The following is a 22,268-nucleotide window of genomic DNA, read 5'->3' on the forward strand; positions in this document are numbered from 1 at the left end:
ATTATTTCCTAGGTTTGCGGCGTGAAAGGGTTCGCTATTATATGCATATTTATGGGGTTGTTGCTGCAGAATTTCAGCAGAAGCCTTATTGTGATGCAGTTTAAGGTGAACCAGTCTTATATAGCCAGTGCGCTTTGTGAAAACAGAGACAAGCCTCAGATGCACTGTAATGGTCGCTGTCATCTTAAGAAAGAGCTGGATCGGGATGCACGCCAGGACCAGAATAATAATAACAATAAAGAAAAATATGAAGTGATGTTTGTAGAAGCGATCCAATCGTTTGATGCAGCACCACTACCTGACCAGATTACATTTATTTCTTTTTATAAGGCCCCTCACCCGGATACACTGGTATCATCTGTTTTCCACCCGCCCCAGTCAGTAGTTTCCTGACATTCCTTTATACTACCTGACTAACTCTGTTTGCTTACAGCGAACAGTAAATTATTTTATTTACATGAAACAATGTTGTTTACTCATCATTGCGTGTATAGCTGCGTATAGCAGTAATGCACAGCAATTACATGGGCGTGTGGCTGATGTGCAAACCAAAGAAGCTTTACCTGGTGTGAATGTAAGACTGTTGCATGCTGCAGCAGGCTGCAATACCAATGCACAGGGCAAATATGAATTATCTGCGCCAACTACCGACTCTATTGAAATATCTTATATCGGCTACATCACCCGGCAGATATCCGTTGATGCTGCCGCGCATTTGCCGGTGATTTATCTCCAGCAAAGAACTACCAATCTGAATGAGATCATCGTTTCCTCTTCCCGGGACAAGCAGGAGCGGACAGCCGTTCCTGTGGCCATTAGTACCATCTCTGCCCAAACATTGAGTGATGCCAAAGCCACTACCCTGGACCAGGTATTAAATAAGGTAAGCGGGGTTTATATGGTAGATCTGGGTAACGAGCAGCATACCATGGCTATCCGTCAGCCTATTGGTTATAAAAGCCTGTTTTTGTATCTGGAAGATGGTATACCTATCAGAACAATAGGAGACTTCAATCATAATGCGCTGATAGAAATTAATATGGCTGCATTGAGGAATATTGAAGTTATTCGCGGACCCGCCTCTTCTTTATATGGCAGCGAAGCAGTAGGTGGCGCTGTGAATTTCATTACTGCCTCGCCTACGCTGGTACCTACTGCCAAAGTGCAACTGGAAGGCAGTAACTGGGGATACAGAAGAGCTGATTTCAGTGTATCCAATACCGTTAAAAAAGTGGGTTTTGCAGTCAGTGGCTATTATGCCAATCAAAGCAATGGCTACATGGATCATAGCGACTTTCATAAGCTGGCATTAACGGCGAAAGTAGATTACCAGGTCAATGAAAAAACGAAGTGGACCAATGCTGCCACCCTGATCAATTATAAAACGGATCAGACAGGCGGTCTTGATAGCACCCGTTTCTTTGAGAAAAACTACCGCAATTTCCAGACGTTCACCTACCGCGAAGTGAAAGCATTACGTATACGCAGCACCCTGGATCATGAATGGAACAGCAGCAACCATACTACTTTTACTGGCTTCTTCCGCAATAATACCATCGGGCAAAATCCCTTTTATGCGATACAGGATGTGAGAGGTACACAAAAAGCAAATGGGCAGATCAATAAGGATGGATTTAACAGCTATGGCATTATTGTACAGCACAAGAAACAATTTCACTGGAAGGATGCCGCATTGATAGCGGGTGTGAGTGCGGATTACAGCCCTGCTACTTATGTGGCGGATTATATTGCGATCACAAAAGATGCAGCGGGTTATTATGCCAGTTACCGGCAAACAGATTCTTTATTAACTGATTACCGGGTAGGATTGCTTAACAGTGCCGTATATACGCAATTTGAATTTTCACCGATACAACAAATGAGGGTGGTGGCCGCGTTGCGCTATGACCGCATGGATTACAATTTTGAAAATCATTTAACACCATCTGCATATACCGGCGCGCCCAGCGAGCGTAATAATTTTAATGCGCTCACACCTAAGCTGGGACTTACTTATAACCTCGGTAGTAACCGGGGTTTGTATGCCAATTATAGTGTGGGGTTTGCACCGCCTAATATCTCGGAATTATATACCGGTGTTAAAGTCCCTGTATTGAAATCTGCTACTTATCAGAACTATGAGGCAGGTGGCTGGTTTGGATTTGCCAACCACAAAGGATATGCGGATCTGAGTATTTACCGTATGAATGGCAGCAATGAAATTATCAGTGTGAGAAATGCTGATGGTGTTTATGAAAACAGGAATACCGGTGCTACTACGCATAGTGGCATAGAGTGGAATGTAAAATATGCACCTGTTAATAGTCTGCTGATACGCAGCAGTGGTACATATGCGGAACATCTTTTTAAAGCTTATGCAGATGGGAGTAAAGTATATAGTGATAACCAGATGAATGGTGCACCTAAATGGATAGCCAATACAGAAGTTACCTGGAAGCCGGCTGTACTGAAGGGTTTCAGGATCGGCGCAGAGTGGCAGCACATAGGAAAGTACTTTATGGATGCCGCTAATACTTCAGTGTACAATGGGTATGATTTATTTAATGCAAGGGCAGGATATGCATTTAAAGGATTTGAATGCTGGCTCAACTGCATGAACATTGGAGATCAGTTGTATGCCACCACTGCAGAGAAATCTGCCTATGGAAAAACATACAGGGTTGGCCCACGGCAGACGTTCAATTTCGGCGTTGCCTATACATTTACCGGGAAAAATTAAAGAGATGAAACCAATTGCAGCCGCGATATTGTTGTTGTTGACACTATCCTGCCATCGCAGCGGGATACAGCCGGAAGGACCGGTAGTAGTATCACATGCAGGGAAGGATGCTTCCTGTCCTTTTATGACGAAAGATACAGATGGGCATCCGGTGATTAGCTGGGTGGAGAAAGATAGTAGTGCAGACACGGGCCTGATGTATTATGCAGTATCTAACGATAACGGGCATACGTTTTCTGAACCGGTTGTCATTCCGGCTACTACGGGTGTTTTTCCGCATGATGAAAACCTGCCGAAGCTGTTGTTTAAGCCGGGCGGTACTATCATTGCGTTGTTTGGGGTAGAGGCGAATGATCCGCGTAACAAGTATGCAGGTAAAGTTATGTACACACAGTCGTTTGATCATGGCAAAACCTGGCAGACGGCGGTGCCGCTGGTAACGGATACTGCGGGGTATGATCAGCGTTATTTTGATATGGCTTTATTGCCCACAGGAGAGGCGGCAGCTATCTGGCTGGATAATAGGAAGCAAACTAACGAGGAAGGATCAACGCTTTATTTTGCGGTAACAAGCGGGCAAAGTGGTTTTCAATCTGCGATGCCGGTAGCAACTACCATTTGCCAGTGTTGCCGTACTAAAATGTATGTAGCTGATAATGGCAATATTCATCTTGCCTACCGGGATATTATCAACGATTCTATTCGGGATATGGTACACCAGGTATCTACCGATGGAGGCCAATCGTTTTCTACGCCGGTGCGCATCAGTGCGGATAACTGGGTCGTGAATGGTTGTCCGCATACAGGGCCAACGCTGACCGCCAATAGCACCGGGTTACATTTCGCCTGGTTCACCATGGGTGGTGGACAGGGAGCGTTTTACTGCCGTTCTGCAGATAACGGTCAAACCTATACGCAAAAGGAGTCCCTCAGTAAAGCGCCGATGGCGAAACATCCACAGATGACGACCGTAAATGATCAGATCCTGGTAGTATGGGATGAACCTGTAAAATGGAAAAATGATTTTAACAGCAGGGTAGGCTTTCAATACAAATCGGCTGATGGTAAAACGATAACGGCAGGTCTCCTTACCGCTGATAGCAGCTATGCAAATTTTCCCGTGATCAGTGCGGTGGGAAAGGACAAAGCACTGCTGGCTTATAAAAAACGTAGTGGAAACAGGAGTGAAGTGGTGGTAACCAGGTTAGATGTGCAATAGGCTTTATTAGCGGGTATCCTGACTAAAAATAAATTGGGATGTAGATGATTTTCAGCCACCGTGGTTCATTGAAAAATACCTACATCCCAAATTCTAAAAAATTCTCAGCTGTAACCCAAAGAAAAGCCTTTTTGTCCGGCCCAATCTTTACGTGATGCCCAACGACCGTAGTTACCTTTACGGGAGCTACCAAAGTAAAGGCGCCATCCTTCTTTCCACGTGGGATAGTACAGACGTAACAAGTACATAGTGATAAATGTAAGCATAGGGATATGGTTTCAATGTTTAGGATAGTCAGTTAGTTTAGTCGCATTGGCATAAATTTTTTGCTACTATAGCTATATGTGTGCAAAAAATATATAAATGTTTCCAAATATAATAACTCCCGTCGCAACATCAAATCACATCTATGTGTTATTTTTTATCTATGTAGTAAGCATTGGCTTGTTGCAAAGGTGTCATTACCAGATCATTAATACAAACGTGTGGTGGCAGGGAGGTACAATAGTATACCACGTCTGCTACATCCTGTGGTGTTAATGGAATAAAGCCTTTATACACCTCTTTCGCCTTTTCTTCATCCCCTTTAAACCTTACCAGCGAAAATTCTGTTTCTGCAGCACCGGGGTGAACGGCGGTTACTTTTATACGATAAGGGAGTAAATCAATCCGCATACCCTGGGAAATAGCGTCTACAGCGGCTTTGGTAGCACAGTAAACATTGCCTTTGGCATATACCAGTTTGGCGGCAGTAGAGCCAATATTGATGATATGGCCGGTCGTACGGGAACGCATCCACGGAATAACGGTACGGGATACGTATAACAGCCCTTTAACGTTGGTATCTATCATGGCATCCCAGTCATCGGTACTTCCTTCGTCAATGGTACTTAATCCGGCTGCCAGACCTGCATTATTTACGAGGATATCAATTTTCCTCCATTCTTCCGGAATATTGCCTAAAACGGCTTTTACTTCCGCTTCATTTCTTACATCAAAATTTAATGCCAGAACATTTACACCAAATTCCTGTGTGAGCTGTGTTTGAAATGCATCCAGTCTTTCTTTCCGCCGTCCGGTTATAATCACATCATAACCTTTACCGGCATACGTAGTTGCACATGCCTGGCCAAAACCGGCAGTCGCTCCGGTGATAAGAACAATACCCATGAGATGTAATTTTTTATGCAATTTACAAAGGATCAGCGGATCAACGTTACGGTTCCTTTTCTCATGATTTCTTTGCCCGTAAAATCTGTTCCCTGTAGTATCCAGATGTACGTGTCCACCGGGGCCGGAGCACCCCTGAAAGTACCATCCCATCCGGTACGGAAATCTGTGGATGCATAAATTTCCACTCCCCACCGGTTATATATGCGGAAGAATTTGTAGGCGGTAATACCTACGGGAATAAACCGGAAATGATCATTTTGCCCATCACCATTAGGAGTAAAGGCATTTGGCACATACATTTCCGGTCCGGTATAATATTTTACGCTCACTGTTGCATACCCAAAACATCCCTGCTGATTGGATACACGGAGTTTAAAAGCAATGTCGCGGTTGTAGTTAAGTACGGGATTCGCGATGTTTGGATTGGTCAATCCGTCTGAAGGTATCCACGAATAAAAGTCACCACCGCTGCCCTGCATTACCAGCGGTTGTCCCCTGGCTAGTATGGTATCGTGTCCTGCGAATGGATTGACTTCGTATATCCGTATGTTTTTTGTGACGGTTTTTTCGCATTGTTTATCAGTCAGCAGGGTCAGTGAAATCGTATATACGTCACCTTTAGTAAAGGTATGCTGGAGCGATCGTTGTATGCCGGGCGTAACAACACTATCTGTAGTACCGAAATCCCATACATGGGAAGTAATATTTCCATACTGGTAAGAGGACGTATCATTGAACTGAATGAGATCACCTCTGCAGATTCCAGTGGAGGTAAATCCGGCTTTCAGTCCGGGGTAGTTGTTGACAGTACCCACTGCGCTATCTGTGCAGGCGAGTCCGGGGTTCACCACCATTTTTACTTTGTATACACCGGTATCAGGATACTGGTGGTAGAACATCGTTTTATTATCGGTAAGGGTATCGGTGCCATCACCAAAAGTCCAGTAATAGGTAGATGAATAACCCGCTACGCTGGAATTGCTGATAGGAACATGTAATGCAGGATCATCTGTACAATTATTCAGCACGGATGGAAAAGTGGCAGTGATCCTGGTTTGACAGTTAAATACCGTCAACAATATGTCTTTGCTATGTGTGCCCAGGAATTTTTTTGTAAACGGATCGTATTCATTCACGCACACAGTTATTACATACTTTCCCGGTTTATTGGGTGTGCAGGTAATCAGGCCCTGAGCAGAAATGGATATGCCCGGGCTGCCACCCATTGGATTGCTACCCGAATAAGGTGGTATATACCGTACAGTGGAGTTATAGGGAGGTGGTGTGGTAGATGTATTTTCATTGGTGCTGGAACCGTCTGTTAACGCACTGCAAAGATTGTAGGTCAAACTATCACCATCTTCATCATACGCGGCGTAGTCCAGCGTAAAGGGCATAGCACTGCAAATAATAATGGATGTATCCTTATTGAAATAAGCGCTGTTGTTATTCGGTCTTGATTCAGTACCAGGAATAGTGGTATAATAGGTAGAACCTTCATGTTCTGAGTCATAGATATTGTTCAGGTTTTCACCGCGGCAGCACCGTTGTGACGCAACGTAATAGCCGCCGGGAACAGGTGCCAGTTCTATCACTGCGGTATAGAAGGCTACTTCCAGGTGTTGTGCCTGTGGTGCCAGGCAAGGATTTTTCAGCGTATCAATGAGTGGACGTGTTTCAGAAATGTAGAGATATACAGAAGATAAAACTTTGGAACCGTTGGAAGTAAATACGTTAGCTGTTACAGGGTTCTCGAATCGGTCGATACAACCTTGTCGCTCGCCACAGGTAAAATCTGCGTCGCGGTACAACTTGAGGGTGATGAGATAACGGTAGCGTGTATTATCTCCGCTCATTCCTAATGTTTTATAAAAAATTTCGCCACCAATAATGTGATATCCAGCTGCGAAAATAGGGAACAAAAAGCAGCTCAATACCAGTAATACTGCTCTCTTCATGATTGGGGGTACTGCTCTCTGAATTTAACAAAAAAAGAGCAGATCCGGTTCATTTCGGACAACTTTATCTTACGAGTGTGACGGTACCTTTACGTTGAACAGTATTATTGTTGATATCCTTTCCTTGCACTACCCAAACATAGGTGCCAATGCCGGCAGTCTGACCATTCACTGTTCCATCCCATCCCTGAAGATAAGCCGTGGTGGAGTATATTAGCTTGCCCCAGCGATCAAATACGCGGAAAAATTCCATCGTTACAATACCTACCGGCAGTGGGCGGAAAATATCATTTAATCCGTCTCCGTTGGGAGAGAATGCATTAGGTATATAAATATCCGGCCCTTTAATAAAGCGGACGAAAATATTGTCGGTGCCGGAACAACCTTCCTGCGTATAGGCGGTAACGGTATATGTAATGTCATGGTTATACGTAGTAACCGGATTATAAATACTACGGTTGTTTAATCCGTCTGGCGGCATCCAGGTATAGCGTACGCCCCCGGTGGCATTGAGCTGAAATGGGGTGTTCAGCATAATAATGGTATCGTTGCCGGCAAAGGCATGCACTTTGGGCACTACTCTTACCAATGTACTGGCGGTAACCGGTTTGGGGCATCCGAGTGTATCCGTTACAGTTACTGTGAATAAAGTGGTATCCAGGGGGTGTGCTATGGTTACCGGTGAAGAAGCGTTATCCACATAAAAGGCTGGCGACCAGCGGTAATAGGCGCCCCCGGTAGCACGCAGCGTTAAAGGTACACCAAAACAAACAGTGGTATCAGGAGCGGCGGTAGCTTTAGGAGGGTCTACTACTTTAAGACTAACGGTATCGGCCCCACGACATGTACCGAGTGCTACCTGTACTTCGTAGGTTTGTTTAGGTGGAGCAGGTATCACGTACACATCAGGATTAAACGATATAACGCTATTCCTGGTCAGGTCTGTCCAGCGGTAGGTATACAAACCATCGGCGGTAGTTTCCAAATGAATCTCATCATTTGTACACACCGTGCTGTCAGCAATTGTTTTCACATGTATGGTCGTTCTTACATCTACCAATATATCTTTATCGTTCACACATCCCTGGTTATCTACAAAAGTGACTTTATAAGTGGATGTACGTGGAGGAAATACGATAGGATCAGGTGTGTTGGGATTTAGTATAAAGTAGTTGTCCGGTGTCCAGTTAAACTTGCCTGGTAACGTGCTGTTGGCCCACATATGCAAACTGTCTTTGGCGCATAGTAAGGTATCTGAAGTGGCATTAAATGGAGGCTTGTCGTAAATAGTAATCGGATTGGTAATGGTTTGTTCGCATCCTTTGTCATTGCGCACATAAAGCTTTACATCATATTTTCCGGGTGTTTTATACAGGTAGTTGGGGTTTGCCGCATTGGTGGTGTCTCCATTGCCGAAATCCCACTTATAATAGGCAATACCTCCGGCATCTGAGCGGGTAGGGGAAGAGTTAAATTTTGTCTCCTTATTCGAACAAAAGCCAGCAGCTGTAAATGCCGCTTTCAATACCGGGTACGCATACACGAGCGCGATGGCACTGTCGCCACAGTTACTGTTTTTATCTACCCACATCTTCACTGTATATAAACCTTCTTTGGCGTAAGTATGCGTGAATGCAGCAGTACTGTTGGTAGACAGTGTGGTGCCATCTCCAAAGTCCCAGAAGTACGGTTTTCCAAGTGTACTGTTATTGGTGAAGGTGACGGTCAAACTGGTGCAGTCGTTGTATTTATCAGGCATGGAGGCGGTCACCTGTTTCACACAGGTAGTCACGTTAATATGAAAATCTTTACGCAGGGTGCCTATCTGTTTACCATTGCGAAACTCTTTTACACATACCGTCACCACGTATTTACCCGCTGTGGGGGCAATGCCTGAAATGATCCCGGTTTTGGGATCTATGGTGACAGTTGATCCAAGTGGACTGCCACCACTGAACGGCGATATGTAGGAAACTTCCTCATAAGGTGGATTTTCCGCAGGAGGAGGTATGTTGTTATCGCCCGTAAGTGCTCCGCCTTTGAAAGCATCACAGAATTCATAGGCGAGGGAATCGTGATCCTGATCTGATGCAGAGAAGTCGTAGGTGAATTTTTTACTGGCACATACCAGGGTGGCTTCTTCCTTATTGAATGTTGGACTGGAGTTTATTATTTGTACGTTGTCGATTTTACCTGGGATGTCAATATAATAAGTGGCACCGGTGCCTACATCGGGGCTGTTGGGGAGAGGCTCTGCTATTATATTGAGCATGAACGGATCGCGGCAGCAACTTGAAAAAGCGATGGTGTAACCATTGTCGTTGGCAGGTATCGTAATGTTGGTTGTAAATGTTCCTATCTGGTAACAGATCACCGGAGGATTCACAATGCAGGGGTCTATCTGCGCCAGGTTTTTCTCCTCAAAACCTGAGCGGGTGATTTGATAATCAGCGAGCTTACTATAATTTTTTTTGTCGAAGGCAGAGAGGTAAACAGCATCGGGCATTTTGGCTATCCGGGGGCCATTACCGCAGATACGATATAATTTCAGGGTGATCGTATAGGTAATCATGTTACCATTCCTGCTTACAAACTTATAGTATACCTGTCCGCCTATAATATGACTGGCCTGCGCCACCAGGGCACACACCATGCATAGCAGGATGGCAAGTAGTTTTTTCAAAACATGCGATTTTTATGATTATAGTTGACAAAACGCTGTAAACTGTTCCAATATCACATTACTCTCTGTTGCTATTTCCCACATACCCATGTGCCCCACATTTTCAAAAATATGAATGCTGCTGATCCGTGGTAAAGTTATTTGCGGTAACACGTTATCCAGCGGCACTGCATTATCATCTTTCCCGATCATAAATAATACCGGTACCCGAAGCCCTTTCAGTACCCCTGTTCTGTCCGGACGGGCGGCCATTGCCTCGTAATACGCTATCAGCGCCGGAAGCTGGCATTCCATCCCCATTTTCACATATGCATCTACCTCAGATGGCAGGGTGCTTTTGGTAGCAGGGCTAAACATATTTGGCAATGTTTGCCGTAAAAATGTTTCTGCTCCATATTGTTCCATCAGTTTAACAGACTTTCGTCTGCCTTCTTTTTTCTCTTCACTGTCTGCTTTGGCAGTAGAATGAAAAAGTCCCAATCCTTTTACAACGGAAGGATATTTTTCTGCTAATGCCAGTGCAATATAGCCACCCATAGAGTGACCGATAATAACTGCATCACTGATATCTTCAGCTAACAGGATCGCATATACGTACTCCGCCATGGATTCAATAGTCAGTGGTGAAGACAGTGGCGATACTGCCGTTCCCGGCAAATCCGGAATAATGACGCGATATTGGGTTTTAAGCTGCGTAGTTTGTATGTTCCAAAGTCCTGAGTTCTCTGCAAAACCATGTATAAGCACTACCGTTGCGCCCTGGCCTTCATCCAACCAGGTGATGTTTCCGTTATTGATTGATTTCCGCATGTTTTAAACCGGGAATAAATCGTGAAATAAAAGCATGTAACAGGAACAAGATACAAAATATTAATGCCGCTTTCGACACCAGATCGCCATTTTTTACATAGAACGTAATACCCGTCCTCGGTGTTACAGTTGCTTTAAAAACAGCTTGCTGCCAATAGGCTTGCGGTTGATGAATATTACCTGCCGGATCAATAACTGCTGATATACCGGTATTTGCGCAACGTGCTATCCAACGACGGGTTTCAATGGCGCGAATCCGGGCATATTGTAAGTGCTGTCGGTGACCTTCTGTATTGCCCCACCATCCGTCGTTGGTGATAATGACTAATAAATTGGCCCCGGGTTTAATGTGCGTGGCCATATAATTGCTAAATACTGATTCATAACAGATTACCGGGAAAACGTTGATGCTGTCTGCAGGATTGGTAAACATTTCCACGCCAGGCATACGGCCATAGCTGCCGGAAATACCACCGAAATCAAGCGCTACGCTTTGCATGAACGATAAGTAACGTACATAGGGCACCAGTTCGGCTCCAGGTACCAGTTCATATTTATGGTAAACCTGTATACTTTTGGAAGTATCTATCTGAATGGCACTATTATACGCATCCCAGCGGGTACCGTCATTCAGTGTTCTGGCGGTAACGGGGATCTCTTCTGTACTGCTGTAATGTTTCAGTGTAGCGGCGCCACTGATCAGTTTTGCTTTAGGGTATTTGCGCAGCATTTCCCGGATGGCCATTACTTCCGGTTGATAGTTCAGTTCATTTTCCCAGGCGCCCTGTGGAAACAACGCAGTTTCCGGCCAGATAATATAACGGGTATTGCTATCCGCTTTTTGTTCCGTGAGCCGCAAAAATTTTCCCAGTTGATCCACGGCAGATCCTGCACTGAATTTTTCATCATAGGGATCTATGTTGGGTTGTACAATCACTACGGCTGTTTTCCGCGCAGGATCATCGGGAGTGGGTGCAATAAAAGCAGAAATAATCAATGGTAAACCAATCACTGCTGCGGGCTTCCATATTTCACGTAATACCTGCTTCCACGAAAAATCGTATAGGCGGGCACGTTTCCATACATTATAGATAAGAATATTGGCGCAGAGTACCCAGAAGGTACCACCACTGGTGCCCGTATATTCGTACCATTGTATCCATCCGGGACGCAGTGCAAAGGCATGACCCAATACCAGCCAGGGCCAGCTGAACTCCCAGGTCTGATGAATATATTCAAACGTTAACCAATATACGATTAAGGCAAAGTAAGCTACGGGCTCAGGTAATTTTCTACGGGTATTTTTAAAGCCCAGCCAGGGAATGCTCATGAGCAATGCATTGAAGCAGTTGGCAAATACACCACTCATGGGCAGGGTAGTATTACCTACCCACCAGGTAGAAGCTACGTTCCATACCAGGAAGGTGCTGAACACAAGACCGAAATATTTCCAGCGATGCTGCACTTTTTCGCTGATATACAACAATGGGGTAAATGCAACGAAAATAAGCGGCGTAAGCGGCATAGTAGGCCAGGCAAGCCAGAATATTAAACCACTCAGAATGCTTAACAGCAGGTAAGGCTTCTTCATTAAAAAATTACGAATTACGAATGACGAATGACGGAATATAGCGAAGATAAGCGCGGAATACCTTAAAACAAAAACGCCCGGTACTTTAGTACCAGGCGTTAATTTTATATTAACATAAGAACTCCGCTTATATGCGTAATTCATAATTTATAATTCGTAATTACTTATCTGCTATAGTTAGGTGCTTCTTTGGTGATTACCACATCATGCGGGTGGTTTTCTTTTACAGTAGCAGCTGTAATTTTTACAAACTGTGCACCCTGTAATGCCTTGATATCTTTAGAACCGGTAAGACCCATACCAGCTCGTAAGCCGCCTACAAACTGCTGTACTATTTCAGACAGCATACCTTTGTATGGAACGCGGCCCACAATACCTTCCGGTACCAGTTTCTTAATATCATCTTCATCCTGGAAGTAACGGTCTTTACTGCCTTCCTGCATGGCTTCAATAGAACCCATACCACGGTAGGATTTAAATTTACGTCCTTCGTAAATAATAGTTTCTCCGGGGCTTTCTTCCACACCTGCAAAGATAGATCCTGCCATGATGGTAGATGCACCTGCTGCGAGGGCTTTTACCATATCACCGGTATAACGGATACCGCCATCGGCAATTACCGGGATACCCAGTTTTTTCAGTGCATCCGCAGCTTCCATTACAGCAGAAAGCTGTGGGAAACCTGCGCCTGTTACAATACGGGTGGTACAGATAGAACCTGGTCCTACCCCTACTTTCACCGCATCTGCACCTGCCTGTGCCAATGCCAGTGCACCTTCTGCAGTAGCTACGTTACCAGCAATCACCTGCAGTTTAGGGAAAGCTTTCTTTAATTTTTTGAGGTTGTTTAATACCGCAATAGAATGACCATGGGAGCTATCCAGGCAAACTACATCCACACCTACATTCACGAGTGCCTGTGTGCGATCCAGCAGATCTGCAGTGATACCGAGTGCAGCACCTACAAGTAAACGGCCGAATTCGTCCTTTACAGCGTTAGGATAGCTGGTTAACTGCAGAATGTCACGGTAAGTGATCAGCCCTGCCAGTTTACCCTGTTTGTTTACTACCGGTAATTTTTCGATTTTATATTGCTGGAGAATTTTTTCTGCCTTTTTCAGGTCAGTGCCTTCTGGTGCAGTGATCAGGTTTTCACTGGTCATTACCTCTTTTACAAGGCGTTTTTTATTCTTTTCAAACCGTAAGTCCCTGTTGGTGAGGATACCTACCAGCTTGTTATTATCATCGATAATGGGAATACCACCAATACCGTTTTCCTTCATCAGTCTTAACGCTTCACCGATGGTGGCGTCTACTTTCAGGGTAACGGGATCTATGATCATACCGCTTTCGCTACGCTTAACGCGTCTCACCATTTCGGCTTGTCGTTCGATGCTCATGTTCTTGTGGAGAATACCTATTCCACCTTCTCTCGCCAATGCAATAGCCAGCGTGGCTTCAGTAACAGTATCCATCGCTGCAGATACCATTGGTATATTCAGACGTATGTTTTTTGTTAATTGCGTAGAGAGATTTACTTCTTTAGGCAGAACTTCAGAGTAGGCCGGTACCAGGAGCACATCATCGAATGTAAGTCCGTCAGCTACAAATTTGGGTTTAGATTTTCCCGCAGGCATGATGCAACTATTAATCAGTTAAAAAATAATTGCACGCAAATGTACACCTTTTTAGCTAATAGAAAAAATATTAGCTTTTAGCCTTTAGCTTTTAATGTTTTTTGTTAATATAATATTAACAATGTACTCAGGCCTTTCTCCACCTGCCAACAGCTAAATCAGCTCGTAGAGCTGACCCGGCAGACTGCGGAGTACACTTTGCATCTCCAGGTTGAACACAGCGGTAGCTACCTGGCTGCCCGATAAACGGGTTTGCAGGTACAATTCTTCCAGGTGCCGCCGCGACTTTTCCCGGAAAAGCGACATTATCAGCTGTTCATCTGCTGTTAACTCCGGAAACAGCCCCGGTTGCACTACGCCGGAAACAGATGGACGCGGGGTGTCCTGCCAGCCCATCAGCTCCAGTACATCAGCAGCGCCCGTGAGTAGTACAGCTTTGTTATGTTTGATCAGGTAGTTACAGCCCGCCGACTGTGGATCATTCAACCTGCCCGGAATACACATCACATCCCGGTTATAGCCGTTGGCCAGATCCGCTGTGATGAGTGAACCGCCCCTCACCCCGCTTTCTATCACAATAGTGGCATCACTGATGCCAGCCACAATCCGGTTGCGCTTGGGAAAATTTTGTTTATCCGGCAGGGTCTGGCTCATAAAGTCGGTTAGTAAACCGCCCTGCTCCAGCATTTCCACGGCCATTTGCTTATGCGCAAGCGGATATATCCGGTCCAGCCCATGTGCCAGCACGCCAATAGTAGGCGTTTGCTCTTTTAAGGCGGTTTTATGGGCGATCATGTCTATTCCATAGGCGAGGCCACTTACAATGGTGATACCGGCCGCAGCGAGCTCCTTTACCAGTGTTTCGCATATAGCGCGCCCGTAAGGGGTAGGGTGCCTGGTACCCACTACATTAACGATCCGGGGTGGATTTAAGATGGCACTGCCTTTATAATACAACATCGCAGGATTGTCGTAACAATGAAGCAGCCGTTGTGGATAGGCCGGATCCGTACAAAACAGCGGTTGTATCCTGTATTTTTCTATGAAATCAATTTCGGCAGCTATGGGCGCGAAGTCACGAAAATTGCAAAGCGCTGCCGCCCGGATACTTCCCACCGTTTCAATTTTCTCCAGTTCATATTTTTTAGCTTTGAATATGTTGCCGGCGCTGCCAAAATGTTCCAGCAGCTTTTTGATAATCACATCACCGATCAGGGGAATCCGGGTTAATGCGATCTGATACATTAATTCCTGGGGCATAACAAACAATATTTCCGCATAATTTACAATTTTCTCATGGCACTTTTTGTGGGCCACATGATTTATTTTTGCAGCCACTAACGGATAATTTTTATGAAGATGAAATGGCTACTGACAGGAGTACTGATGATCGGGTTGTTTGCCTGTAAAACCACCCAGCCGGTAACAGAAAAAAGTACCGCTACTGCACTGATACCGGGCGGTCCGGCATGGGCTGCTTTGTGGCAGCAACAATCCGGTGAATATAAAGCCCTGTGCCTGCAGGCGTATCAGCTGGCAGCATTAAGACTGGACCAATACCTCTCTACTAAAGGCAGCAAACCGCTGGCTGTAGTAACAGACATAGATGAAACGGTACTGGATAACAGTCCTTACTCAGTACATCAGGCATTGGCCGGTAAAGGATACGATGATAAAAGCTGGATGGAATGGACCGCGAAAGTTGCTGCCGACACAGTTCCCGGCGCCCCGGCATTTTTTAAATATGCTGCTTCCAAAGGTGTAAAAGTATTTTACATCACTAACCGCGCAGAAAGCGAGAGAGCCGTTACCCTCCAAAACCTGCAGCGCTACCAGTTTCCGGATGCAGATGATCAGCACCTGCTGCTGAAAACAACCACGTCTGGTAAAGAACCCCGCAGACAACAGGTATTGCAGCAATATGAGATTGTGATGTTGTTTGGTGATAACCTCGGTGATTTCGCAGCGATCTTCGATAAAAAACCGGTAGATGAAAGAAATAGTGTAGCACTACAATCAGCTGCCAGCTTTGGTAGCCGCTTCATTGTATTACCGAATCCCATGTATGGCGATTGGGAAGGAGCGTTGTATAATTTTCAATATAAACTCACTACTCAGCAGAAGGATTCCATCATGAAAAGCAGGTTGAGAAATTACTAAGTAATAATGATAATATTGAAGGCCGCAAAGAGCAGGTAGATGCAGCTTTGCGGCCTTTTATGTTTGTGGTGACAGACTGGATACTACAACATCCCGAACTGTCTGAAATGATGCAGAAAATGTTTTCTGTGAAATGCTTTCCATTCTTCATAATCCAGCATACCAAATATATGATGCACCGTTTTCTGCGTTGGATGCTGTTGGAAATATGCATCAAAATCACTGATTTCATCGAGCAGGTATTGCCTGGCTATCACCAGATTGTCTGAATGAGGAGGTGGTGGTACATCGCCCTGTAAGGGAGAAGGCAGACTACGCTGCATTTCCATTTCACTATACAGGAATTGTTTGTATCGTTCTATTTTTTCAGGTGGTGTTAAAATAGCTAACGTCTCATGCTTGTTGCAGGAAAATGCCATCGCAAGCCCCAGGTGTTCGAGCATTTGCACCGCATTCATTTTCCCCCATTCGGGTACCGTAGTTTCGTGTAGCCGTGATAGGTAGTTGTCAAGTGAAGCGGCGGTTAAGAATTCTGATGCATTCATAACGGATGATGATTTGAATGATTACAAGCTGATGATCCTGAATACCGTACGTCTGTTATCTGCTCTACCCTCTTCGGTGTCATTTGTGGCAATCGGGTCACTTTCGCCATAGCCCTTTGCAGCAAGACGTGCAGCAGCAATACCTTTCTCGGTTAAGTATTTAACGACTGATTTGGCGCGGTTTTCAGACAGCACCTGGTTGTCTTTATCTGTGCCTATGTTATCAGTATAACCATCAATTTCAATTTTAATGGTTGGATTGTCCTGAAGTAAGCTGACCAGTTTATTCAGCTCTGTAACAGATGCAGGTTTAAGTGTGTATTGTTTGCTGTCGAAGAAAATATTGTGCAGTACAATACTGGCATTGGCGGCCAATGGTTGCAGTGGAATATTTTTTTCGAACGGCACACCGGGATTATGATCTTTCAGTGAAAAATTATCGGAGTAAAAGAGATAGCCTTTTCTGTTCACGTGCATGGCGTAATCTTTTCCTACCGGCAATGGTGCCAGGTAGTCACCGTTGTCATTGGTTTTTACGGTAGCAATGCTATAGCCGCCCTGCAGGTCTATTATATCAATGCTGGTAGCTAAGCGGGCATGTGTGAGGGTATCATACACGTAGCCTTTTACATATAACGTTTGCAGTGGGCGGGCTTCCGGATATAGTTCAAACCGGTAGATATCCAGGGCGCCACGGGTATCCGAACGATCGGATGCGAAATAGGCGGTTTTACCGTCGGCTTCTACTACCAGGGACGCATCTTCATCGATGGTATTGATAGGGTAACCGAGGTTGGTAGCTGGTCCCCAGCTGCCGTCCGGTTGCCGCCGGGAATAGAAAATATCGAGTCCGCCATAGCCGGGATGACCATTGGAGGCAAAGTAAAGCGTTTGTCCGTCTGCGTGAATAAATGGAGTGGTTTCCCTGCCGGCGGTGTTAATATTAGGCCCCAAACGTTGAGGAATACTCCATTGTCCGTTTGGCTGCCGGTTGGTTACAAATATATCTGCACCATTATCTGATGTTTCACGTGCAAAATAAAGTGTTTGTTTGTCGGTGCTGAGACTGGGTTGTGATTCCCAGTCACGTGTGTTGATGGGCGATCCAAAATTCTTTGGGGCGGTCCATCCCTGAGCCGTTTTTTCCGAGTAATACAGATCGCAGCTGCCTTTGCCTTCTGGAAATTCGCAGCCTGTGAATACCAGCATGGTACCATCTTGTGAAATGTTTTGTGCGCCTTCATTGAAAGAGGAGTTTACAGGTTCACCCATGTTTTGTGCCGTTGACCATTTATTGTTGTCCCGGTACGTAATATAAAAATCTTCATTACGGCCATTTACGCGTCTTGTGAAGATCAATGTTTTACTGTCAATGGTAAGGGAGGGAAAGTATTCCGGATCTTTGCTATTCACCGGATCACCCAGGTTTTCCGGATGAAAAGGAACGGTCTGACGGCTGTTGTTTACTGCAAATTCATAATTCGCTTTCAGCTTTTCTGCATTGGGACTTTTTGATTTTATATTGGCAAGATATTGTGTGATTAACTGTAACGCCCCTACGAAATTTCCGGTGCCTGCCATTGCCCGTGAGTAGGCTACAGATACAGGCCGCAGGCCGCTGCTATCCAGTTGCTTTAATTTTTCAAAAGCAGTGACAGCCGCTGCATAATCTTTCAGCTCTACATAACACAATCCCATTTGTCCATATGCATCTGTAAAGTTAGGTGCGGCTTTGATGGCTTCCTGCAGAAAAGTGATGGCGGTTTGTGTCTGGTAAATTCTTACGGCATCAATTGCACGGTCGAAGCTGGCTTTTGCTTTTTTAGGAGCAGTTTCATAGGTAACTGTCTGGGCCTGCATTTGCATCCCGATGCCCAACAGGCAACCCAGTATTAACAGGAAGGTTTTTTTCATAGAATGTATTCGCTATGTAATTAACGAAATTCTATCGAAAAATAGTGTAGCGATTTAGCTTTTAGCTTTTAGCCATTAGCTTTTAGCAAAAATGCAGCGGAGATATAAGTACAGTGATTAACACATGCTCATATCTCCGCTGCATTTTTGCTAAAAGCTAATGGCTAAAAGCTAAAAGCTATTCTACGGTACATTAATATATTTATGGATCTGCAGGGACATGGTCCATTGCGGGTTATCTTTGATATACTCCGTAATAAGTGGTGTCATTTCCGCGCTGCGTTCCCATTCAGGTTGCAGGTACAGTTTACAGTGTTTGCCGGCGAGGGCAGCATATTTCTCTGCCCAGGCAAAATCTGTTTTGTTGAAGATGACTACTTTCAGTTCATGGGCTACTTTACAGATTTCCGGTAAAGGCGCTTTGAATTTTTTGGGAGATAAAGTAATCCAGTCCCAACTTCCGCTGAGAGGTGAGGAGCCGGATGTTTCTATATGTGTTTGAAAGCCTTGTTTATGTAAGGATTTGGTGAGGGTATCCAGGTTGTGTAGGAGGGGTTCACCACCGGTTATCACCGCTATGCGGCCTGGATAGGCGGCAGCCTCTGTTACGATATCATTTACCGGCACTTGCGGATGCTTGTCAGCATCCCAGCTATCTTTTACATCGCACCATACGCAGCCAACATCACAGCCTCCCAGCCTGATAAAATAGGCTGCCCTGCCCTGGTGGAAGCCTTCCCCCTGAATGGTGTAAAAACGCTCCATCAGCGGGAGGGTACTTGTTTTAATATTTGTAGTTATTACTGACATGACTTACTTCACAAAGTTCCGGTTTTTTTACCACCGGTAACACATTTAATAAAAGCTAACGGCTAAAAACACAAAGCGCTTTTCCTCCGCGTGCTAACAGCTGACAGCTAAAAGCTAACGGCTGTCTCAATTCATACTTCCTTTCAAACCGATGGTGGCGTGATAGGTATTCTTGAGTAAAGCGGCTATTGTCATAGGTCCAACGCCACCGGGAACGGGGCTGATGTAGCTACATTTAGGCGCCACTTCATCAAATTTAACGTCTCCTTTCAGGCGGAAGCCACTCTTTTTGCTGGCGTCTTCCACACGATTAATACCTACATCCACAATCACAGCGCCTTCTTTTACCATATCGGCGGTCACAAAATCCGGTTTACCGATGGCGGCAATAATGATATCTGCCTGCCGGCAGATGTCGGCCAGATTATGGGTATGCGAATGTGTGAGGGTAACCGTGCAGTTACCTGGATTGGTATTGCGGCTCAGCAAAATGCTCATCGGTGTACCTACAATATGGCTGCGGCCTATCACCACGGCATGCTTGCCTTTGGTAGGAATATTATAATGTTCCAGCAGCAACATAATACCATATGGTGTCGCCGGAATAAAGGCAGGTAAGCCACTTACCATTTTACCAACGTTCATGGGATGGAAGCCATCTACATCTTTGCTGGGATCGATGGTGTTGATTACCAGTTCTTCGTTGATATGTTTGGGTAAAGGTAATTGAACGAGAATGCCATCTACATCCGGATTTTCATTCAGCAGAATGATCTGGTCCAGCAGATGTTTTTCAGAAATTTGTGCATCAAACCGGAGGAGGGTAGAATTATACCCGCATTCAGCGCATGATTTTACTTTGGATGCTACGTAGGTTTCACTTGCCGGATTATTACCTACCAATATGGCTGCCAGGTGAGGGACTTTTTTACCAGCGGCCTTTAATTCAGCCACCTGAGCGGCTAATTGGGCTTTGATAGCCTCAGAAACTAGTTTACCGTCTAAAATTTGCATGTGCAAAGGTAAGGAAAACTGTGATTTGATAGTGCTGATTTGGGGAGAAGAGCGTTGGGGAGTGGCCGAAGTCCAGCAAAACAAGCTCCGGTAAAGGAACTTGCTTTGCTCAGGCATTGCGCCTGTCAGGAACTTACGTATTGTTTAGTGGAAATTATAAGGCAAAACTTAAATATAAATCTTCTTATTGATATATGCAAAAGAAGACCAGATCACAGGTATTTATGCTTAAATTTTTGGTGCAGCATCCAGTATTTCTTTGTCGGCTGCCGCGGCATATTTTTCAAAGTTGCGGATAAATTGTCCGGCAAGATCAGTTAACTGCGCATCGTAAGCACCTTTGTTTTCCCAGGTATTGCGCGGATCCAGGATACTATCTGGTACACCGGGGCAATTATCCGGAATCTGAAATCCGAAAACTGGATGTGCATGGAAGGTTGCTTTATCAAGCTGTCCGTTTAATACGGCAGTGATCATGGCGCGGGTATAACTGAGTTTAATGCGATTGCCGGTACCATAGGCGCCGCCTGTCCAGCCAGTATTGATCAGCCAGACATTTACGTTGTGTTTACGCATTCTTTCTCCCAGCATCTGTGCATACTGTGCCGGATGCAATGGCAGGAAAGGTGCGCCAAAACATGCGCTGAAAGTGGATTTGGGCTCGGTAACACCAGCTTCTGTACCTGCTACCTTAGCGGTATAACCAGAAATAAACTGGTACATCGCCTGTCCGGGCGACAGCCTGGAAATAGGAGGTAACACGCCATAAGCGTCGCAGGTAAGGAAGAAAATATTCTTTGGAATGCCTCCTACTGAAGGTTCCTGAGCATTGTCAATATAGTGCAGTGGATAGGACACACGGGTATTTTCCGTAATGGTACTATCTGTATAATTCACGGTATGTGTGCCGGGGAAGAAGTTGATATTCTCCAGCATGGCACCTTCGCGCACTGCATGAAATATCTGTGGTTCCTTTTCTTCAGAAAGATCAATACATTTTGCATAACAACCGCCTTCGAAGTTAAACACACCGGTATCCGTCCAGCCATGTTCATCATCTCCTATCAGCTTACGTGCAGGATCTGCGCTCAGGGTAGTTTTGCCGGTGCCGCTCAAACCAAAGAATATAGCAGTATCACCTTTCTCGCCAATGTTGGCAGAGCAGTGCATGCTCAGCACATTTTTGTTATGAGGTAATTCATAATTCAAAATGGTGAAAATACCTTTTTTGATTTCTCCGGTGTAGGCACTGCCACCAATGATGATTATTTTTTTGGTGAAGTTTACTACAGAGAAGTTCCGCTGCCGCGTGCCATCAGTGGCAGGATCAGCTAAACAGCCAGGGGCTTGAATCACCGTCCAGTCGGGATGCATGTAATCCAGTTCTTCTTCTGAAGGACGGAGAAACATGTTGTAGGCAAATAAACTGGACCAGGGCAGTTCACTGATGACTTTAATGTTGACCCTGAAATCATCGTCAGCACAGGCATAACAATCACGTACCCACACCTCTTTACCGGTGAAATAACGGGTGATTTTACTGTATAAACGATCGAAATTTTCTTCAGAGATAGGGAGGTTGAAATCGTTCCAGTTTACGGTGTCCGTTGTGATGTTGTCTTTTACAATGAATTTGTCTTTCGGGGAGCGACCGGTATATTCACCGGTGTTAACAGCCAGGGCCCCAGTGTCAGCATATACCCCTTGTTTACGGGCGATGGTTTGTTCCGCCAGTTTTTCGGGTGAAAGTTGGTAATAAACGTTAGCCACGTTCTCTATGCCAAGTCCCCGTAAGTCAGCAATAGGATTCCTTACGCTACTCATTTGCATAAAAGCAAGATTGTTTTGGTGTAAAAGCAAAACTAGCGATTTTTTGATATTGTCAAATTTTATCGGTGTTATACCATCAAAATTTAGAAATTAGTAACCGTTTTTGGGGTGGTTATTGCGATATCTTCAATATGCGGGTGTTTCATTGCAGGATTATCAAACTAAAAAGCGGATAATATAGCAT

The 22,268-nt window shown here is 45.0% G+C and carries 17 protein-coding genes; 4 read left to right on the top strand and 13 right to left on the bottom strand.

Annotated elements, in window-relative coordinates:
- The first annotated feature begins 51 nt into the window (after positions 1-51).
- The 3 genes from AB4Z08_RS10360 to AB4Z08_RS10370 all read left to right on the top strand — a co-directional run bounded on the left by AB4Z08_RS10360 (position 52) and on the right by AB4Z08_RS10370 (position 3,959).
- On the top strand, positions 52-393 hold the full coding sequence (locus AB4Z08_RS10360) for a hypothetical protein (protein ID WP_441573654.1): 342 nt from the start codon (positions 52-54) through the stop codon (positions 391-393).
- A gap of 64 nt (positions 394-457) precedes the next feature.
- Entirely contained in the window at positions 458-2,740 is a 2,283-nt protein-coding gene (locus AB4Z08_RS10365) for a TonB-dependent receptor domain-containing protein (RefSeq protein ID WP_441573655.1), read from the top strand.
- A 4-nt stretch (positions 2,741-2,744) separates the two neighbouring features.
- The gene (locus tag AB4Z08_RS10370) at positions 2,745-3,959 is read left to right on the top strand and encodes a sialidase family protein (RefSeq protein ID WP_441573656.1); all 1,215 of its coding nucleotides are present in this window, start codon (positions 2,745-2,747) and stop codon (positions 3,957-3,959) included.
- A gap of 104 nt (positions 3,960-4,063) precedes the next feature.
- Here AB4Z08_RS10370 and AB4Z08_RS10375 read toward each other — a convergent pair whose 3' ends face one another.
- The 8 genes from AB4Z08_RS10375 to dprA all read right to left on the bottom strand — a co-directional run bounded on the left by AB4Z08_RS10375 (position 4,064) and on the right by dprA (position 15,071).
- Complete coding sequence (locus AB4Z08_RS10375; protein WP_441573657.1) at positions 4,064-4,225, bottom strand: hypothetical protein; 162 nt, start codon at positions 4,223-4,225, stop codon at positions 4,064-4,066.
- Positions 4,226-4,373: 148 nt separating this feature from the next.
- Positions 4,374-5,129 (bottom strand): SDR family NAD(P)-dependent oxidoreductase, encoded by a 756-nt coding sequence (locus tag AB4Z08_RS10380; RefSeq protein WP_441573658.1) that lies wholly within the window; start codon positions 5,127-5,129, stop codon positions 4,374-4,376.
- Positions 5,130-5,161: 32 nt separating this feature from the next.
- Entirely contained in the window at positions 5,162-6,988 is a 1,827-nt protein-coding gene (locus AB4Z08_RS10385) for a gliding motility-associated C-terminal domain-containing protein (protein ID WP_441573659.1), read from the bottom strand.
- Positions 6,989-7,154: 166 nt separating this feature from the next.
- The gene (locus AB4Z08_RS10390) at positions 7,155-9,773 is read right to left on the bottom strand and encodes a PKD domain-containing protein (protein WP_441573660.1); all 2,619 of its coding nucleotides are present in this window, start codon (positions 9,771-9,773) and stop codon (positions 7,155-7,157) included.
- A gap of 18 nt (positions 9,774-9,791) precedes the next feature.
- On the bottom strand, positions 9,792-10,583 hold the full coding sequence (locus AB4Z08_RS10395) for an alpha/beta hydrolase (protein ID WP_441573661.1): 792 nt from the start codon (positions 10,581-10,583) through the stop codon (positions 9,792-9,794).
- Positions 10,564-12,174, bottom strand: coding sequence for an apolipoprotein N-acyltransferase (lnt, locus tag AB4Z08_RS10400; protein ID WP_441573662.1), 1,611 nt, complete (start codon positions 12,172-12,174; stop codon positions 10,564-10,566). The genes AB4Z08_RS10395 and lnt overlap by 20 nt, the downstream gene beginning before the upstream one ends.
- Before the next feature lie 164 nt (positions 12,175-12,338).
- Entirely contained in the window at positions 12,339-13,811 is a 1,473-nt protein-coding gene (gene guaB / locus AB4Z08_RS10405; RefSeq protein WP_441573663.1) for an IMP dehydrogenase, read from the bottom strand.
- Between the two features lie 153 nt (positions 13,812-13,964).
- Positions 13,965-15,071 (bottom strand): DNA-processing protein DprA, encoded by a 1,107-nt coding sequence (gene dprA / locus AB4Z08_RS10410; RefSeq protein WP_441573664.1) that lies wholly within the window; start codon positions 15,069-15,071, stop codon positions 13,965-13,967.
- Positions 15,072-15,170: 99 nt separating this feature from the next.
- Here dprA and AB4Z08_RS10415 point away from each other — a divergent pair, with 99 nt between their 5' ends.
- The gene (locus AB4Z08_RS10415; protein ID WP_441573665.1) at positions 15,171-15,971 is read left to right on the top strand and encodes a 5'-nucleotidase, lipoprotein e(P4) family; all 801 of its coding nucleotides are present in this window, start codon (positions 15,171-15,173) and stop codon (positions 15,969-15,971) included.
- Between the two features lie 83 nt (positions 15,972-16,054).
- Here the strand turns inward: AB4Z08_RS10415 and AB4Z08_RS10420 are convergent, their stop codons facing one another.
- From AB4Z08_RS10420 to pckA, 5 genes are all read right to left on the bottom strand, one after another.
- The gene (locus AB4Z08_RS10420) at positions 16,055-16,516 is read right to left on the bottom strand and encodes a DUF1569 domain-containing protein (protein WP_441573666.1); all 462 of its coding nucleotides are present in this window, start codon (positions 16,514-16,516) and stop codon (positions 16,055-16,057) included.
- Between the two features lie 21 nt (positions 16,517-16,537).
- Positions 16,538-18,430 carry an OmpA family protein gene (locus tag AB4Z08_RS10425; RefSeq protein WP_441573667.1) on the bottom strand — a complete coding sequence of 631 codons (1,893 nt, stop codon included), beginning with the start codon at positions 18,428-18,430 and terminating at the stop codon, positions 16,538-16,540.
- Positions 18,431-18,613: 183 nt separating this feature from the next.
- Positions 18,614-19,240: a 7-carboxy-7-deazaguanine synthase QueE gene (locus AB4Z08_RS10430; RefSeq protein ID WP_441573668.1), complete on the bottom strand. Its 627-nt coding sequence runs from the start codon at positions 19,238-19,240 to the stop codon at positions 18,614-18,616.
- Between the two features lie 126 nt (positions 19,241-19,366).
- Positions 19,367-20,254 carry a bifunctional methylenetetrahydrofolate dehydrogenase/methenyltetrahydrofolate cyclohydrolase FolD gene (gene folD, locus AB4Z08_RS10435; protein ID WP_441573669.1) on the bottom strand — a complete coding sequence of 296 codons (888 nt, stop codon included), beginning with the start codon at positions 20,252-20,254 and terminating at the stop codon, positions 19,367-19,369.
- Positions 20,255-20,482: 228 nt separating this feature from the next.
- The gene (gene pckA / locus AB4Z08_RS10440; protein WP_441573670.1) at positions 20,483-22,084 is read right to left on the bottom strand and encodes a phosphoenolpyruvate carboxykinase (ATP); all 1,602 of its coding nucleotides are present in this window, start codon (positions 22,082-22,084) and stop codon (positions 20,483-20,485) included.
- Positions 22,085-22,268 lie beyond the last annotated feature (184 nt).

This window comes from Chitinophaga sp. RAB17, assembly GCF_052114225.1.
GTDB lineage: Bacteria > Bacteroidota > Bacteroidia > Chitinophagales > Chitinophagaceae > Chitinophaga.

Coding starts and splice junctions, on each gene's coding strand:
- AB4Z08_RS10360 (WP_441573654.1), top strand. CDS start 52: ATGGGGTTGTTGCTGCAGAATTTCAGCAGAAGCCTTATTGTGATGCAG.
- AB4Z08_RS10365 (WP_441573655.1), top strand. CDS start 458: ATGAAACAATGTTGTTTACTCATCATTGCGTGTATAGCTGCGTATAGC.
- AB4Z08_RS10370 (WP_441573656.1), top strand. CDS start 2,745: ATGAAACCAATTGCAGCCGCGATATTGTTGTTGTTGACACTATCCTGC.
- AB4Z08_RS10375 (WP_441573657.1), bottom strand. CDS start 4,225: ATGCTTACATTTATCACTATGTACTTGTTACGTCTGTACTATCCCACG.
- AB4Z08_RS10380 (WP_441573658.1), bottom strand. CDS start 5,129: ATGGGTATTGTTCTTATCACCGGAGCGACTGCCGGTTTTGGCCAGGCA.
- AB4Z08_RS10385 (WP_441573659.1), bottom strand. CDS start 6,988: ATGAGCGGAGATAATACACGCTACCGTTATCTCATCACCCTCAAGTTG.
- AB4Z08_RS10395 (WP_441573661.1), bottom strand. CDS start 10,583: ATGCGGAAATCAATCAATAACGGAAACATCACCTGGTTGGATGAAGGC.
- lnt (WP_441573662.1), bottom strand. CDS start 12,174: ATGAAGAAGCCTTACCTGCTGTTAAGCATTCTGAGTGGTTTAATATTC.
- guaB (WP_441573663.1), bottom strand. CDS start 13,811: ATGCCTGCGGGAAAATCTAAACCCAAATTTGTAGCTGACGGACTTACA.
- dprA (WP_441573664.1), bottom strand. CDS start 15,071: ATGCCCCAGGAATTAATGTATCAGATCGCATTAACCCGGATTCCCCTG.
- AB4Z08_RS10415 (WP_441573665.1), top strand. CDS start 15,171: ATGAAATGGCTACTGACAGGAGTACTGATGATCGGGTTGTTTGCCTGT.
- AB4Z08_RS10420 (WP_441573666.1), bottom strand. CDS start 16,516: ATGAATGCATCAGAATTCTTAACCGCCGCTTCACTTGACAACTACCTA.
- AB4Z08_RS10425 (WP_441573667.1), bottom strand. CDS start 18,430: ATGAAAAAAACCTTCCTGTTAATACTGGGTTGCCTGTTGGGCATCGGG.
- AB4Z08_RS10430 (WP_441573668.1), bottom strand. CDS start 19,240: ATGTCAGTAATAACTACAAATATTAAAACAAGTACCCTCCCGCTGATG.
- folD (WP_441573669.1), bottom strand. CDS start 20,254: ATGCAAATTTTAGACGGTAAACTAGTTTCTGAGGCTATCAAAGCCCAA.
- pckA (WP_441573670.1), bottom strand. CDS start 22,084: ATGCAAATGAGTAGCGTAAGGAATCCTATTGCTGACTTACGGGGACTT.